A 14,803-nucleotide genomic window follows, 5' to 3' on the forward strand; every position below is an offset into this window, starting at 1 on the left:
CCCCCGGCTCCATCCCCTCCCGAGCAAGCCCCGCCGCCGCCTCATGCATCGCGAGTTCCAGCAGCGCCGGATCCGTCAGCGTGCCCGAGCCGTCCGGCGGGATCAGCCAGCGCGCCGCGCCGGAGGCCCGCCCCGGATAGGGCACGACGATCCAGGTGCCGCGGCCCGCACCGCGGATGCCCGTACCGATCCAGCGGGCGACCGTGCCCGCCGGGACGAAGAACCCCATGCGGGCGTCGCCGAAGTCGGCGAGCACGGGCCCTGGGCGGTCGATGCAGCGGGTGAGCACGTCGAGCGTGGGGTAGCCGAGGTCGCCGGGCAGGATGAGTACGTCCCAGAGCCTGCCCGCCGGCAACAGCGCGACCCCGAGGGGATTGCGCTCCCATTCCCAGCGGCAGGCCTCCGGATCCGGCGCCACCGACACCAGCCACTCGACCGCCGACTTCGTCCCGGAGCCAGTCATCATGCGACCTCCCTCTTCCTGTGCAACAGCTGTGCGTGTCACAGGGAAGAGGGGTCCGGGAGCGGAGCATTACGCGGGTTCCGGCTACCGGTTGGTAGTGAAGCGGGGCGCGGCGGCCTGCGGGGCGTACGCCGGTTGATCACGCCCCGCCCCGGACGCCACCCCGCCCCGGACGCCGCTCAGCTGTCGAAGCCGAGGCCCAGCTTGTCCATCGTCTTCAGCCACAGATTGCGCCTGCCGCCGTTCTCGTCGGCGCGGGCCAGGGACCACTTGGTCAGCGCGACGCCCGTCCACGCGAACGGCTCGGGCGGGAACGGCAGCGGCTTCGTGCGGACCATCTCCAGGGAGGTGCGTTCCGTGCGCTCGCCCGAGAGCAGGTCAAGCATGACGTCGGCACCGAAGCGGGTGGCCCCGACACCGAGCCCGGTGTAGCCCGCCGCGTACGCGACGCGTCCCGCGTGGGCCGTGCCGAAGAACGCCGAGAAGCGGGAGCAGGTGTCGATCGCTCCGCCCCACGCGTGCGTGAAGCGCAGGCCCTCCAACTGCGGGAAGCAGGTGAAGAAGTGGCCCGCCAGCTTCGCGTACGTCTCGGGGCGGTCGTCGTGCTCGGCGCGCAGCTTGCCGCCGAAGGGGTAGATCGCGTCGTAGCCGCCCCACAGGATGCGGTTGTCGGCGGAGAGCCGGAAGTAGTGGAACTGGTTGGCGCTGTCGCCCAGGCCCTGGCGGTTCTTCCAGCCGATGGCCGCCAGCTGCTCCTCGCTCAGCGGTTCGGTCATCAGCGCGTAGTCGTAGACCGGGACCGTGTACGACCGCAGGCGCTTGACCAGCGACGGGAAGATGTTCGTGGCGAGCGCGACCTGCCGGGCACGGACCCGGCCGTAGGGCGTGCGGACGGCCATCCCCGCGCCGGACGAGGCGAGTTGGAGCGCGGGCGTGTGCTCGTAGATGCGTACGCCCTTCTCCAGGCAGGCCCGCTTGAGGCCCCAGGCCAGCTTCGCCGGGTGGAGCATCGCGACGCCGTCGCGGTCCCAGAGGCCGCCGAGGAAGGTGGGCGAGTCGACGTGCCCGCGCACCGCGTCCGCGTCCAGGAGTTCGGACCCGTCCGCGAGGCCGTGCTCCGCCATCTCCCCGTACATCTCGTGGAGTTCGGCGAGCTGGTGCGGCTGCGTCGCCACGTCGATCTCACCGGTGCGTTCGAAGTCGCAGTCGATGGAGTAGCGCTTGACGGCCGCCTCGATCTCGTCGAGGTTGCGCGCGCCGAGCTCCTCCAGTTTCGCGATCTCGCCGGGCCAGCGGGACAGGCCGTTGGAGATGCCGTGGGTGAGGGAGGCGGCGCAGAAGCCGCCGTTGCGGCCGGAGGCGGCCCAGCCCGCCTCGCGGCCCTCGAGCAGGACCACCTCGCGGTGCGGGTCGCGCTCCTTGGCGATGAGCGCGGTCCACAGTCCGCTGTAGCCGCCACCGACGACGAGCAGGTCGCACTGCTCGTCGGCGGTGAGGGCGGGCCGCGCGGCCGGCTTGCCCGGGTCGTCCAGCCAGTAGGACACCGGCTGGGCGTCGGAAAGAGACTTGGTCCAACGGGTCATGGCGCTTGGGGCCATGATTTCCACTCCTTCAGAATTCTCAGTTGCTGCTGTGCGGTTACGCGGATTGCTTGTTGCGGCGCTTGCCGATGAGCATTCCGGCGAGTACGAGCAGTACCGCGACGAGGAACATCGCCGTACCGATCACATTGATCTGAACGGGCGTGCCCCGCTGTGCCGATCCCCAGACGAACATGGGGAAGGTCACGGTGGAGCCCGCGTTGAAGTTCGTGATGATGAAGTCGTCGAAGGAGAGCGCGAAGGCGAGCAGCGCGCCCGCCGCGATGCCCGGTGCGGCGATGGGCAGCGTGACCCGGACGAAGGTCTGCACGGGACCCGCGTAAAGGTCCTGCGCGGCCTGTTCCAGGCGGGGGTCCATCGACATGACGCGCGCCTTGACGGCGGTCACCACGAAGCTGAGGCAGAACATGATGTGGGCGATGAGAATCGTCCAGAAGCCGAGCTGCGCGCCCATGTTGAGGAAGAGCGTGAGCAGCGAGGCGGCCATGACGACCTCGGGCATCGCCATCGGCAGGAAGATCAGCGAGCTCACCGCGCCGCGCGCCCGGAAGCGGTAGCGGACGAGCGCGAAGGCGATCATCGTGCCGAGCAGCGTCGCGCCGATCGTCGCCCACGCGGCGATCTGCAGGCTCAGCGAGAGCGAGCCGCACATGTCGGCGACACCGCACGGATCCTTCCAGGCGTCGAGCGAGAACTCCTGCCAGGAGTAATTGAAGCGCCCGGCCGGATTGTTGAAGGAGAACACCGTCACGACGATGTTCGGGAGCAGCAGATACGCGAGCGTGAGCAGACCCGCGATGACGACGAATTTGCCGCGGAGCCAGCGGAAGAAGGCAGCCATCAGACGAGATCCTCCGTCCCGGACTTACGGATGTAGACGGTGACCATGACCAGGATCGCCGCCATGAGGATGAAGGAGAGTGCCGCGGCCGTCGGGTAGTCCAGAATGCGCAGGAATTGCGTCTGGATGACGTTTCCGACCATGCGGGTGTCGGTGGAGCCGAGCAGATCCGCGTTGACGTAGTCGCCGGCCGCCGGAATGAAGGTGAGCAGCGTCCCGGAGACGACACCCGGCATGGAGAGCGGGAAGGTCACCTTGCGGAAGGTGGTGGACGGCCTGGCGTAGAGGTCGCCCGCCGCCTCGTGAAGCCGCCCGTCGATGCGCTCGAGGGACGTGTAGAGCGGCAGGATCATGAACGGCAGGAAGTTGTACGTGAGTCCGCAGATCACCGCGAGGGGTGTGGCAAGGACCCGGTCGCCCTCCGTGACGCCCAGCCAGCTGGTGACGTCCAGGAAGTGCAGCGAGTTCAGCGCGCCCACCACGGGCCCGCCGTCCGCGAGGATCGTCTTCCAGGCCAGCGTACGGATGAGGAAGCTGGTGAAGAACGGCGCGATGACGAGTACGAGGATGAGGTTGCGCCAGCGGCCCGCGCGGAACGCGATCAGATACGCGAGCGGGTAGCCGAGCAGCAGGCACAGGATCGTGGCGGCGCCCGCGTACATGACCGAGCGCAGGAACTGCGGCCAGTAGTCGTTCAGGGCGTCCCAGTAGGTGGCGAAGTGCCAGGTGACCTTGAAGCCGTCTTCCAGGGAGCCCGTCTGGACGGATGTCGAGGCCTGGTAGACCAGCGGCAGCGCGAAGAAGACGACGAGCCAGAGGATGCCGGGGAGCAGCAGCCAGTAGGGGACGAGGCGGCCGCGTTTGCGGATCTTGCGGGGCGCCGCCTCGGGCTCTTTCTCCGGGGGCGCTTCGGTGAGGGTGGTCGTCATGCGGAGGCGTCCTCCTCGACCTTCTCGACGCCCGCCTCGATGTCCTGGGCGGCGTCCAGGCCGAAGGTGTGCGCGGGGTTCCAGTGCAGGACGACCTCGGTGCCGGGCACGAGGCGGGTGTCGCGCTCGATGTTCTGCGCGTACACCTCGAAGGAGTCGCAGAGGGGGCTGTCGACGACGTACTGCGTGGAGACGCCGATGAAGCTGCTGTCGGCGATGCGGCCCGTGATGCGGTTGCGCCCATCGGGAACCTCCCCCGCCGCGTCGGCGTGCGTGAGGGAGATCTTCTCCGGGCGTACGCCGAGCAGGACCTTGCCGCCCGTGGCCGTGGAGGCCGAACATCGCGCGGCCGGCAGCGTGAGCTTGCCGTCGCCCGCCTTCAGGGTGAGGTCGTCGCCGCTGCGTCCGGCGATCTCGGCCTCTATGAAGTTGGACGTGCCGAGGAAGTTGGCGACGAAGGTGGTGCCCGGGTTCTCGTAGAGGTCGGCGGGGGCGCCGAGCTGTTCGACGCGGCCCGCGTTCATCACCGCGACCTGGTCGGCCATCGTCATGGCCTCCTCCTGGTCGTGCGTGACGTGCACGAAGGTGATGCCCACCTCGGTCTGGATGCGCTTGAGTTCGAGCTGCATCTGGCGGCGCAGCTTGAGGTCGAGCGCGCCGAGCGGCTCGTCGAGGAGCAGCACCTTGGGGTGGTTGATCAGGGCGCGGGCGACGGCGACGCGCTGCTGCTGGCCGCCGGAGAGCTGGTGCGGCTTCTTGCGGGCCTGCTCGCCGAGCTGGACGAGGTCGAGCATCTCGCCGACCTGCTTCTTCACGGACTTGATGCCGCGGCGGCGCAGGCCAAAGGCGACGTTCTCGAAGATGTCCAGGTGCGGGAAGAGGGCGTACGACTGGAAGACGGTGTTGACGGGCCGCTTGTAGGGCGGCAGTGCCGTGACGTCCTGGTCGCCGAGGTGAACGGTGCCCGATGTGGGCTCCTCGAGTCCCGCGATCATGCGGAGCGTCGTGGTCTTGCCACAGCCGGATGCGCCGAGGAGCGCGAAGAAGGAGCCCTGCGGCACGGTCAGGTCCAGCGGCTGTACGGCGGCGAAGGAGCCGTAGGTCTTGCTGATCCCGGTCAGGCGGACGTCGCCGCCGTGTTCTGTAGCAGTCGTCATGGTGCGTCCAGGGGGTCGAGGGGAGAGTCGAGGGGACTACAGGGGGGCGCTGCTCAGGAACCGATCACGAGCCGGTGAGCTTCGCGAACTTCTCCTCGTACGCCATCTCTTCCTTCGGCGTCAGCGAGCGGAAGCCGCGGGACTTCGCCGCCATCTCCTTGTCCGGGAGGATCAGCGTGTTGTTCGCCGCGTCCTTGTCGAGCTTCGCGAGCTCGGGGCGTACGCCGTCGACGGGGCAGACGTAGTTGATGTACGCGGCGAGGCGGGCGGCGGGCTCGGGCTCGTAGTAGTAGTCGATGAGCCGTTCCGCGTTGCGCTTGTGGCGCGCCTTGTTCGGGACGAGGAGGTTGTCCGTGGACGTGATGTAGCCGGCGTCCGGGATGTGGAAGGCGATGTCCGGGTTGTCGGCCTTGAGCTGGACGATGTCACCGGCCCAGGCCAGACACGCGGCGAGGTCGCCCTTGTCCAGGTCCGATGTGTAGTCGTTGCCCGTGAAGCGGCGGATCTGCTTGTTGTCGACGGCCTTCTGGAGGCGGGCGATCGCCGCGTCGAAGTCGTCGTCGGTGAACTTCCCCGGGTCCTTGCCCATGTCGATGAGCGTCATGCCGACGGAGTCGCGCATCTCGGAGAGGAAGCCGACGCGGCCCTTGAGCTTCGGGTTGTCCAGGAGCTGCGACACCGAGGTGATCTCTTCGCCGTCGGTCGCCTTCTTGTTGTACGCGATGACCGTGGAGATGCCGGTCCAGGGGTACGAGTACGCGCGCCCCGGGTCCCAGTCCGGGTTGCGGAACTGGGACGACAGGTTGGCGTACGCGTGGGGCAGGTTCGCCGGGTCCAGTTTCTGGACCCACCCGAAGCGGATGAGCCTGGCGGCGAGCCAGTCCGTGACGCAGATGAGGTCGCGTCCGGTGTCCTGGCCCGCCGCGAGCTGCGGCTTGATCTTCCCGAAGAACTCGACGTTGTCGTTGATGTCCTCGGTGTACTTGACCTTGATCCCGGTGCGCTTGGTGAACGCGTCCAGGGTGGGGCGGTTCTCGTCGTCGTCGACGTCCATGTACTCGGTCCAGTTGGAGAAGACGATCTGCTTCTCCTTGGCCGAGTGGTCCTCGGACGAGACTTCGCCCTGGCTCTTGCTCGCCGCGGGGATCCCGCAGGCACTGAGTCCCCCGAGCCCGCCGATGGCGAACGCGCCGCCGGTACCGGCGCGCAGCAGGGACCGACGGGTGAGAGATGCCCTGCCGTTCCTGAAGCTGCGCTGCATGGCGGCCAGTTGGGCCGGGGACAGGCGTTCGGGCTCGTACTGCTCCATGCGCTTGGTTGCCCTTTCGGGAGGGTGTGGGGCCGCTGGTCGGGCGGCCTGTCGACTATCGGTCCCCGAAGATCGTGCGGTGCCAGTCCTTGCGGACCACCGCGGTGTTGTCGAACATGACGTGCTTGACCTGCGTGTACTCCTCGAAGGAGTAGGCGGACATGTCCTTTCCGTAGCCCGATGCCTTGTATCCGCCGTGCGGCATCTCGCTGAGGATCGGGATGTGGTCGTTGACCCAGACGCAGCCCGCCTTGATCTCGCGGGTCGCGCGGTTGGCGCGGAAGACGTCGCGGCTCCAGGCGGAGGCGGCGAGGCCGTAGGGGGTGTCGTTGGCGAGCCGGATGCCCTCGTCGTCGGAGTCGAAGGGCAGCACCACGAGGACAGGACCGAAGATCTCGGACTGCACGATCTCGCTGTCCTGCGCGGCGTCGGCGATGAGGGTGGGCTTGTAGAAGGCGCCGGGGTGGGCGAGCGCCCCGCCGCCGGTGACCACGCGCGCGTAGGAGCGGGCCCGGTCGACGAAACCGGCGACGCGGTCGCGGTGGACGTGCGAGATGAGCGGCCCGAGGTCGGTGTTCGGGTCGAACGGGTCGCCGAGCCGCACGGTCTCCATGAGCTCGGCGACGCCCTCTACGAAGGCGTCGTACAGCGGGCGCTGCACGTACGCGCGCGTGGCGGCGGTGCAGTCCTGCCCGGTGTTGATGAGTGCGCCGGCCACCGCGCCGTGCACGGCGGCGTCGAGATCGGCGTCGTCGAAGACCACGAAGGGCGCCTTGCCGCCGAGCTCCAGGTGCAGCCGCTTCACGGTCGCGGTGGCGATCTCGGCGACGCGCTTGCCGACGCCGGTGGACCCGGTGAAGGAGGTCATGGCGACATCGGGGTGGCCCACGAGCCGCTCTCCGGCGTCCCGCCCGGCTCCGCTGACGATGTTGACGACACCGTCGGGGATGCCCGCCTCGGTGGCGGCCTGCGCGAAGAGGAGCGAGGTGAAGGGGGTCAGCTCGGCGGGCTTGAGGACGATGGTGTTACCGGCGGCGATGGCCGGAAGGACCTTCCAGGCGGCCATCTGGAGGGGGTAGTTCCAGGGCGCGATGGAGCCGACGACGCCGATGGGCTCGCGCCGGACGTACGAGGTGTGGTCGCCGGAGTACTCACCGGCCGACTGCCCCTGGAGATGCCGTGCCGCGCCCGCGAAGAACGCGGCGTTGTCGACGGTCCCGGGGACGTCGAACTCCCGGCTCAGCTTGATCGGCTTGCCGCACTGGAGCGACTCGGCCTGCGCGAACTCCTCGGCGCGGTCGGCCAGGACGGCGGCGAAGCGGTGCAGGGCGTCGGAGCGCTCGCCGGGCGTGGCGCCCGCCCACTCGGGGAAGGCGTGCGCGGCGGCGGCGACCGCGGCGTCGACGTCCTTCTCGCCCGCGAGCTCGTACGTGTGGACCGTGTCGCCGGTGGCCGGGTCGACGACCGCCTGGGTTCTCCCCGACGTGCCCTCGGTCAGCCGTCCGGCGATGTACTGCGCGCCTTCCGCGAAGTGGTCCTGCGCCTGGAAGTTGTGCATGACGCTCTCCTCCGCCGTCGCCCCCCGTCCCGCAGGGGTCGGCGTAGCTCCAGATCGATTTGAGTGCCGATCCTGGCAGAGCACTGATGCTCCAACAAGTGATTCCGTTGTTTCCTTTTGGTTACGCGACGGAATCTGTCGACCAGGTGTCGAGCCGTCCTGGAAAACCCAGGACGGAGTGTCAGTGGTGCGTGCCAGACTCGCATGCATGACGAAGATCGACTCGGTGGAGGCGCTGGTCGCGGCGTTGCGGAAGGGCGACGAAGGGCGGATGAAGTACCTCCATTTCTGGGGGCACACCCCGCGCAGGGACGGGACGCTGGGCTCCAGCTGCCTGAGCCAGTGGTGGCTCGCGCCGTTCACCGTGGACGGCGTGGCGTACGGGACGGCCGAGCACTGGATGATGGCCGCCAAGGCCCGGCTGTTCGAGGACGCGGAGGCGGAGCGCGCGGTCCTCGCCTCGCGGACGCCGGCCGAGGCGAAGAAGGCGGGGCGCCTGGTGCGGGGCTTCGACGAGGCGATATGGGAGCGGGAGCGCTTCGGGATCGTGGTCGAGGGCAGCGTCCACAAGTTCGCGTCGACGGACGAGCTCCGCGCGTTCCTGGTGGGTACGGGTTCGCGGGTGCTGGTGGAGGCGAGTCCGATGGACCGCATCTGGGGGGTGGGCCTGGCGGCCGACGACGAGCGGATCCAGGACCCGGAGAAGTGGCGGGGGCCGAATCTGCTGGGGTTCGCCTTGATGGAGGCGCGGGACCGCTTGCGGTGACCGCGGGGTATGCGGTGACCGCGGGGTAATCGGGGGGGCGGTCGAGGTCAGCGGTTGGCGGCCACCGTCACCGCATGGCTGCCGTCCCCCGAGGCCCCGTCCTCGAACGCGTCGTCCGGGATGACGATCAGCGCCACGAGCAGCCCCACGCCCAGCACGATCCCGGTGATCCCGCAGATGATCCCGGCCAGCGCCTGCCCGGGATTCGTCGCCTGCCCCCGCCTCGCCCTGCCGCGTCCGATGGCCCCGAAGATGATCGCGAGGATGCCGAGGACGATCGCCAGGGGCCACAGACAGAAGCCGACGGCCGCGATGATCCCGAGGACGAGCGAGGTCACGCCCATCCCGTTGGCGGGAGCCATCGGCATGGCGGGCCAGCCGTATCCGGGCGGGCCGCCCTGGTACCCCGGATAACCGGGGTAGCCCTGCGGACCGGCGTACGCCTGCGCTCCGGGCACTCCCTCGTACCCCGGATAGCCGGGGTACCCGTACGGCACCTGCCCCGGCCCCTCGGGCCCGATCGGAGGCGGCGGCACCGGCTCCCCCGCCCCGGCAGCCGGCGGCGCAGGCGGCGCGAAGGGCCCGCCCGCGGCGATCGTCGACTGATCGTGCACGGAGGGTGCCGACCACCCCGACGCCCGCCCCGCACCGGGCGGCACCTCCTCGGGCGGCGCCCACGGATCCCGCTTCTCCAACGGAACCGGCGCCCCCGGAGCTCCCGGTGACTGCGCGGCTCCCGGTGACCCCGCGGCCCCTCGCGGCGCGTCCTCCGGCGGCGGCGCCCACGGATCCCGCTCAGGCTCAGCGCCAGCGCCCGGCACCGGCCCCTCCGACTGGGACATGGCGAGTCACCTCTTTCGTACGTTCCGTCATGCTACGGCCCCCGCACCGCCCGGCAGCCGCCCGCCCACCACCGGAATCCCGCCGCCTACGATGTTCCGCGACCCACCGATCAGCCGATCAAGCCCGTTCCTGGGGAGGAAACCGTGACCGAACCGCGCACCGCAGCAGAGCAGCGACGCGACCCGCATGCCTTCATCGCCGGACTGCCCAAGGCGGAACTGCATGTGCACCACGTCGGCTCGGCGTCCCCCCGCATCGTCTCCGCGCTCTCCGCCCGCCACCCCGACTCCAAGGTGCCGACGGACGTGGAGGCGCTCGCCGACTACTTCACGTTCACGGACTTCGCGCACTTCATCCAGGTCTACCTGTCGGTCGTGGACCTGGTCCGCACCCCGGACGACGTACGCCTGCTGACCTACGAAGTCGCCCGCGACATGGCCCGGCAGAACATCCGCTACGCCGAGCTGACCCTCACCCCCTTCAGTTCCGTGCGCCGCGGCATCGACGACCGCGCCTTCATGGACGCCATCGAGGACGCCCGCAAGTCCGCCGAGGACGAGCTCGGCGTCGTACTGCGCTGGTGCTTCGACATTCCCGGCGAGGCGGGCCTGGAGGCCGCCGACGAGACGCTGCGGCTCGCGACCGACGACAAGCTGCGCCCCGAAGGCCTGGTGTCGTTCGGGCTCGGCGGCCCCGAGGTCGGCGTGCCCAGGCCGCAGTTCAAGCCGCACTTCGACGCCGCGATCGCGGCGGGCCTGCGCTCCGTGCCGCACGCCGGCGAGACGACGGGCCCGCAGACCATCTGGGACGCCCTCACCGACCTGCGCGCCGAGCGCATCGGCCACGGCACGAGCGCCGCCCAGGACCCGAAGCTGCTCGCCCACCTCGCCGAGCACGGCATCCCGCTCGAGGTCTGCCCGACGTCGAACATCGCGACCCGCGCCGTCACCGACCTCGACGAGCACCCCATCAAGGAGTTCGTCGCCGCCGGGGTCCCGGTCACCATCAACTCCGACGACCCGCCCATGTTCGGCACCGACCTGAACAACGAGTACGCGGTCGCCGCCCGCCTCCTCGGCCTCGACGAACGGGGCATCGCGGCCCTGGCCAAGAACGCCGTCGAGGCGTCGTTCCTCGACCCGGCGGGCAAGTCGAGGATCACCGCGGAGATCGACACGTACACGGAGAGCTGGCTCGCTCCGTAGGACGGAACCACAGGGCGGCACCACAATGGGCCCATGCGCACCGTGACAGCCGTGGCCCACCGAGGCGATCCCTACCGCGTCCGCGAGAACACCCTCCCGTCCCTGCGCTCCGCGCTCGAACGGGGCGCGGACGCGGTGGAGATCGACGTCCGCGTCAGCCGTGACGGCGTCCCCGTCCTGCTGCACGACGCGACGCTCAAGCGCCTGTGGGACCACGAACGCCCGCTGTCCGCGCTCTCCGCCGCCGAGGTGCGCGGCCTCACCGGGTACGGCGTACCCACCCTCGAAGAGGCCGTCGAGGCGACCGAAGGCCACCGGCTGATGGTGGATCTGCCGGGTGCGACGCCCGAGACCGTGCGCACGGTCGTCGGCGCCATCGCCGACTGCGGGGCGGCGGAGCGCGCGTACTACTGCGCGGGCGCCCGGACCATGCTCGAGGTGCGCGCCGCGGATCCCGCCGCCGAGATCGCCCTGACCTGGACGAGCCTCGCCCCGCCCCGCCGCGCCGTGCTCGACGCGATCAAGCCGCGCTGGCTCAACTACCGCTTCGCGCTGCTCGACCGCGACCTGACCGTCGAGGTGCAGCGACAGGGATTCCTCGTCTCGGCCTGGACGCCGGACACGAAACGCTCGATGCGCCGTCTGATCGACATCGGTGTCGACTCGATCACCACGAACCGCATCGACGTGCTGCACGGGCTGCTCGCGGCGAACGCCTGACGGCGGGCGGCCCGCCGCGTCACCGCGCTCCGGCCGCGTACGCGAGCGGCGGCGCGATCGCCTGCGCGTCCAGGCCCTCCCCCACCCACAGCCCTATCAACAGCGCGGCCGTCGCCTCGAGAAGCCCCGCCCGGTCGAGCCCACCGGCGGCGAAGGGCTCACAGCCGACGTCCTTCACCAGCTCCCGTACGACATCCAGCGCGCCCTCGTCGTCCCCGCACACCGGAACCGCGAGCGCCCTGCCGTCGAAGACCGGCGGGTCCATCCGCCACACGCCCTCATGGCAGAGGTTGAACGCCTTGACGACACGGGCCCCGGGCGCCGCGTCGGTGAGCAGCCGGGCGGCCCCGGGCCCGCCCTCGGTGAGCAGGGCGAAGCCCGGACCGACCGCGTTCGAGCAGTCGACCAACACCCGCCCGCGCAGAGCCTCTTGCAGCCCTCGCACGATGGCGGCCCCCACCTCATGGGGCACGGCGAGCAGCACCACATCCCCGAACTCGGCCGCCGTGCGCGGCGTCCCGTGTCCCGCCGCCCCGATCCGCGCCGCGAGCGCGGCCGCACGGCCCGCGTCCCGCCCGCCGATCACCACGTCGTGCCCCGCCCGCACCCAGTGCGCGCCGAGCGCGTCGGCCATGTTGCCCGTACCGATGACACCAATCCTCATGCCGATCCCCTCTCCCGTATCCCCGAACTCCGGGGCACAGGACGACAGTAGGAAGACCCTCAGGCACCATTCGGTACGTGACGAACGACGATCTGCTCGCCGACTGCCGGGCCCGGCTCGCCTTCGATCTGCTCTCCAACACCTGGAACGCCGTGGTCCTGTGGGCCCTGCGGCAAGGCCCGCGCCGCCCCGGCGACCTGCGTGCCCGCATCGGCGGCATCAGCCCCAAGATCCTCACCGAGACCCTGCGCCGCCTGGAGTACAACGGCCTGGTCTCCCGCCGGTCGTACGCCGAGTCCCCGCCCCGCGTCGAGTACGAACTCACCGCCCTGGGCCGTACGTTGCTCGCCCCGGTCGAGGCCTTCGGCGCATGGGCCTTCGACCACGGCGACGAGGTGATGGCGGCGCAGGAGCGAGCCGATCTGAAGGGATCCCGCGGATGAAGTACGTGAACGTCGAGTGGGACCGGGAGCTGCACGGCTTCCGGACCGACGCAACCGACTACCTCGCGGTCCTCCCGGAGCTGCGGGACGCCCTTCCTGAAGGCGCCCGGGCCTTCGCGTCCGCCGTCGGGCACTACGCGTACGCCAGTGAGCGCTGTGTCAAAGACCTGGAACTCGCGGACATCCGACTGCCCACCACCACCAGGGGCGGGTCCGGCACGGCGTCGATCGCCTTCCGGCCCAACCCGTGGAAACACGCCGGCGGGCTGCGCATCCAGTACACCGGCGTCACGCACTTCTCGGTCGACTACGAATCGTCGATCGACTGGATGGAGTCGATCACCGTACTGCTGGACGAAGTCCTGCCGAGCGGGGAGGGCGGGGAGGGCGGGGAAGGCGAGGAAGGCGAGGCAGGCATCGTGCACGAGATCGAGCTGACCGATGCGACGATCACGGTGCGCTGTGCGGACCTGACCGCCACGTGGGCCGAGGTCTGAGCCCGTCGACGGCGCCGGCGGAAGGAGATCGGCTGTGGCGGCCAAGTGGCGTGGCGGCGAGGGCCCGTTGGGCTCCGCGGCGATCGGGCCGGCCTTCAACTGCCCGCTGGAGGAGGCCTCGCCCCGGATCATCAGGGCGATGCGGTTGCCGGACCGCGCTGCGTGCGGAGGGTCATCGTGGCCTCGCCGAGGCCGCCGTCGGCGGGGCCCCGTCCCGCTACGCGACCCCCGTCATCCTCGCGAACACCGTGACGTTGTTGGGGTAGTAGTGCCGGTCCGCGTCGAAGTCGCCGCCGCAGGTGATCAGGCGGAGCCCCGCGTAGTCGATGTTCTTGTACACCTCCAGGGTGGGGAATTCCTTCTTCGGGTACTCCTCGACGCGGTCCACCGTGAACGTGGCCGTCTTCCCGTCCTGGCGTGTCACCTCGACGGTGTCTCCTGCCTTCATCGTCTTCAGCTTCTTGAAGACCGCGTCCGCGCCGTTCCAGGTCACGTGTCCGGCGATCACCGCCGGGCCCCGGGAGCCGGGGGTGGGGCCCGGTTCGTACCAGCCCGCCAGGTCGGGGTTCTTCGGCGTCGTCATCGCCCCTTTCCCGTTCTGCCCCAGCGTCTCCAGCTCACTGGACACGCCCAGGGAGGGGATGGCGACCCTCTGTGGCACCGACCGGTCCAGGACCGTGACCGACCGGCCGCCCGACTCCGACCCCGTCGCCGGTGTCCGGCCGCCCGCCGTGCCGCCCCGCTCCGCGTTCCGGGCCGGCGGGGGCGCCTGCGAGGCAGCCGTGTCCTGGCCCCCGCATGCGCTGAGCAGCAGGGCCGCCGCGACGGCGGCGACCACAGCGGCGGAGCCATGCCGGAAGCGGGCCCACACCCAGCGGACCGAGCGGCTCACGCGGTACCCCCGGTCTTCGCGGCCGCGGCAACGGCCACCATCCGCCGACGCGCGAGAAGCAACACTCCGGCGGCCGCCGCCGACGCCGCCCCGGCACCGCCGATCACCACACCCTGGGACATGCCGCCCGCGTCGCCGCCCCCGGTCTCGACCCCGCCGACGGGGACGGATCCGACGGCCGCGCCCTTGACCACACCGCAGTTGGTCGGAGCGGTGGCCTCCTGGGGAAGCTTCGGGTCGAGTTCGCTCTTGCCGGCGCCCTCGAAGTCGTACTTGTCGTTGCCGTTGCGGTCGACGCCGTGCTGCACGATGTGCAGGTCCTTGATGTGGTCCACCACGTCCTGCCCCACGGTGATGGTCCGCTTGTAGGAGATCTTGCCCTGCCCGTCGGCCACCGGCATCCGGTCCACGGCGAGGCCGCTGCCCGCGTCGGTGCCCCCGGATTCGGTCAGCGAGATGTTGATGTCGCCGTAGTGGACGGTGGCCTCGGTGTTGTCGAGGATGCCGTCGCCGTTGGTGTCGGCGCTGCCGTCCGGGCACTGGAAGTCGTGCCCGTCGGTGGATCCGTGCAGGTGCTGTGCCGAGGGCTGGCCGGGTACCAGGCCCTCGGACTTGATCCACACGGTCAGCGCATTGCCGCGCAGGCTCAGGAGGGCCGTTCCCTTGGAGCCGGAGCCGTTCAGCTGCTCCAGGTCGATCTGGTAGGCCGGAGGGTCCGCCGCGAACACCGGGGACGAGACGGCCACGGTGAGAAGGGTGACGGGCAGAGCGGCGAGCGCCGCGAGAAGGCCGGTCCGCTTGGGCATCACGTTCATTCCATTTCCGCGGCACCCGAAAGGTCGGGAAGGCCGCATGTCGTACGGAATTCCTGGCGATGCCCGAGCGATCCAACGAACGCCATTCGGGCATCAACTC

General features: G+C 70.2%; 16 protein-coding genes. 5 read left to right on the forward strand and 11 right to left on the reverse strand.

The annotated features are described in order from the left end of the window. The 7 genes from E2651_RS20390 to E2651_RS20420 form a co-directional block, all read right to left on the reverse strand. The coding region (locus E2651_RS20390) for a hypothetical protein (RefSeq protein ID WP_135332608.1) at positions 1 to 463 on the reverse strand (463 nt) is incomplete at its 3' end. 179 nt (positions 464 to 642) lie between these two features. Next, the gene (locus E2651_RS20395; RefSeq protein ID WP_135332609.1) at positions 643 to 2,061 is read right to left on the reverse strand and encodes an FAD-dependent oxidoreductase; all 1,419 of its coding nucleotides are present in this window, start codon (positions 2,059 to 2,061) and stop codon (positions 643 to 645) included. Between the two features lie 40 nt (positions 2,062 to 2,101). Continuing rightward, the gene (locus tag E2651_RS20400) at positions 2,102 to 2,905 is read right to left on the reverse strand and encodes an ABC transporter permease (protein ID WP_135332610.1); all 804 of its coding nucleotides are present in this window, start codon (positions 2,903 to 2,905) and stop codon (positions 2,102 to 2,104) included. Next, positions 2,905 to 3,834 (reverse strand): ABC transporter permease, encoded by a 930-nt coding sequence (locus E2651_RS20405; protein ID WP_135332611.1) that lies wholly within the window; start codon positions 3,832 to 3,834, stop codon positions 2,905 to 2,907. Before E2651_RS20405 ends, E2651_RS20400 begins: the two co-directional genes overlap by 1 nt. Beyond that, positions 3,831 to 4,991 (reverse strand): ABC transporter ATP-binding protein, encoded by a 1,161-nt coding sequence (locus E2651_RS20410; RefSeq protein WP_135332612.1) that lies wholly within the window; start codon positions 4,989 to 4,991, stop codon positions 3,831 to 3,833. The genes E2651_RS20405 and E2651_RS20410 overlap by 4 nt, the downstream gene beginning before the upstream one ends. Positions 4,992 to 5,055: 64 nt before the next feature. Continuing rightward, a complete protein-coding gene (locus E2651_RS20415) occupies positions 5,056 to 6,300 on the reverse strand; it encodes a spermidine/putrescine ABC transporter substrate-binding protein (protein WP_135332613.1) in 1,245 nt (414 codons plus the stop codon). A 55-nt stretch (positions 6,301 to 6,355) separates the two neighbouring features. Beyond that, positions 6,356 to 7,858, reverse strand: a complete 1,503-nt coding sequence (locus E2651_RS20420; RefSeq protein WP_135332614.1) for a gamma-aminobutyraldehyde dehydrogenase — start codon at positions 7,856 to 7,858, stop codon at positions 6,356 to 6,358. Positions 7,859 to 8,066: 208 nt separating this feature from the next. On the opposite strand from E2651_RS20420, the gene E2651_RS20425 reads away from it, so the two are divergent. Next, positions 8,067 to 8,624, forward strand: a complete 558-nt coding sequence (locus E2651_RS20425; protein ID WP_135332615.1) for an NADAR family protein — start codon at positions 8,067 to 8,069, stop codon at positions 8,622 to 8,624. A gap of 47 nt (positions 8,625 to 8,671) precedes the next feature. Here E2651_RS20425 and E2651_RS45960 read toward each other — a convergent pair whose 3' ends face one another. Beyond that, the gene (locus tag E2651_RS45960) at positions 8,672 to 9,319 is read right to left on the reverse strand and encodes a DUF4190 domain-containing protein (protein ID WP_280922800.1); all 648 of its coding nucleotides are present in this window, start codon (positions 9,317 to 9,319) and stop codon (positions 8,672 to 8,674) included. A 291-nt stretch (positions 9,320 to 9,610) separates the two neighbouring features. On the opposite strand from E2651_RS45960, the gene E2651_RS20435 reads away from it, so the two are divergent. Continuing rightward, positions 9,611 to 10,672 (forward strand): adenosine deaminase, encoded by a 1,062-nt coding sequence (locus tag E2651_RS20435; RefSeq protein ID WP_167828844.1) that lies wholly within the window; start codon positions 9,611 to 9,613, stop codon positions 10,670 to 10,672. A 33-nt stretch (positions 10,673 to 10,705) separates the two neighbouring features. Then, positions 10,706 to 11,392 carry a glycerophosphodiester phosphodiesterase gene (locus E2651_RS20440; protein WP_135332617.1) on the forward strand — a complete coding sequence of 229 codons (687 nt, stop codon included), beginning with the start codon at positions 10,706 to 10,708 and terminating at the stop codon, positions 11,390 to 11,392. A gap of 19 nt (positions 11,393 to 11,411) precedes the next feature. On the opposite strand, the gene E2651_RS20445 is transcribed toward E2651_RS20440, so the two are convergent. After that, positions 11,412 to 12,056 carry an NAD(P)-binding domain-containing protein gene (locus E2651_RS20445; protein ID WP_135332618.1) on the reverse strand — a complete coding sequence of 215 codons (645 nt, stop codon included), beginning with the start codon at positions 12,054 to 12,056 and terminating at the stop codon, positions 11,412 to 11,414. A 77-nt stretch (positions 12,057 to 12,133) separates the two neighbouring features. Here E2651_RS20445 and E2651_RS20450 point away from each other — a divergent pair, with 77 nt between their 5' ends. Beyond that, a complete protein-coding gene (locus tag E2651_RS20450; RefSeq protein WP_135332619.1) occupies positions 12,134 to 12,499 on the forward strand; it encodes a helix-turn-helix domain-containing protein in 366 nt (121 codons plus the stop codon). Further along, positions 12,496 to 12,996 carry a hypothetical protein gene (locus tag E2651_RS20455; RefSeq protein ID WP_135332620.1) on the forward strand — a complete coding sequence of 167 codons (501 nt, stop codon included), beginning with the start codon at positions 12,496 to 12,498 and terminating at the stop codon, positions 12,994 to 12,996. The genes E2651_RS20450 and E2651_RS20455 overlap by 4 nt, the downstream gene beginning before the upstream one ends. A 217-nt stretch (positions 12,997 to 13,213) precedes the next feature. Here E2651_RS20455 and E2651_RS20460 read toward each other — a convergent pair whose 3' ends face one another. Then, on the reverse strand, positions 13,214 to 13,888 hold the full coding sequence (locus E2651_RS20460) for a class F sortase (RefSeq protein WP_135332621.1): 675 nt from the start codon (positions 13,886 to 13,888) through the stop codon (positions 13,214 to 13,216). Then, on the reverse strand, positions 13,885 to 14,697 hold the full coding sequence (locus E2651_RS20465; RefSeq protein WP_209446200.1) for a hypothetical protein: 813 nt from the start codon (positions 14,695 to 14,697) through the stop codon (positions 13,885 to 13,887). Before E2651_RS20465 ends, E2651_RS20460 begins: the two co-directional genes overlap by 4 nt. Positions 14,698 to 14,803: the final 106 nt, after the last annotated feature.

Origin of the sequence: Streptomyces sp. MZ04 (assembly GCF_004684775.1) — a bacterium.
Classification (GTDB): Bacteria; Actinomycetota; Actinomycetes; order Streptomycetales; family Streptomycetaceae; genus Streptomyces.

Bases quoted from the DNA above. Each gene is read 5' to 3' on its own strand.
- E2651_RS20410 (WP_135332612.1), bottom strand. From the start codon at position 4,991: ATGACGACTGCTACAGAACACGGCGGCGACGTCCGCCTGACCGGGATC.
- E2651_RS20440 (WP_135332617.1), top strand. From the start codon at position 10,706: ATGCGCACCGTGACAGCCGTGGCCCACCGAGGCGATCCCTACCGCGTC.
- E2651_RS20420 (WP_135332614.1), bottom strand. From the start codon at position 7,858: ATGCACAACTTCCAGGCGCAGGACCACTTCGCGGAAGGCGCGCAGTAC.
- E2651_RS20400 (WP_135332610.1), bottom strand. From the start codon at position 2,905: ATGGCTGCCTTCTTCCGCTGGCTCCGCGGCAAATTCGTCGTCATCGCG.
- E2651_RS20395 (WP_135332609.1), bottom strand. From the start codon at position 2,061: ATGGCCCCAAGCGCCATGACCCGTTGGACCAAGTCTCTTTCCGACGCC.
- E2651_RS20445 (WP_135332618.1), bottom strand. From the start codon at position 12,056: ATGAGGATTGGTGTCATCGGTACGGGCAACATGGCCGACGCGCTCGGC.
- E2651_RS20455 (WP_135332620.1), top strand. From the start codon at position 12,496: ATGAAGTACGTGAACGTCGAGTGGGACCGGGAGCTGCACGGCTTCCGG.
- E2651_RS20405 (WP_135332611.1), bottom strand. From the start codon at position 3,834: ATGACGACCACCCTCACCGAAGCGCCCCCGGAGAAAGAGCCCGAGGCG.
- E2651_RS20415 (WP_135332613.1), bottom strand. From the start codon at position 6,300: ATGGAGCAGTACGAGCCCGAACGCCTGTCCCCGGCCCAACTGGCCGCC.
- E2651_RS20425 (WP_135332615.1), top strand. From the start codon at position 8,067: ATGACGAAGATCGACTCGGTGGAGGCGCTGGTCGCGGCGTTGCGGAAG.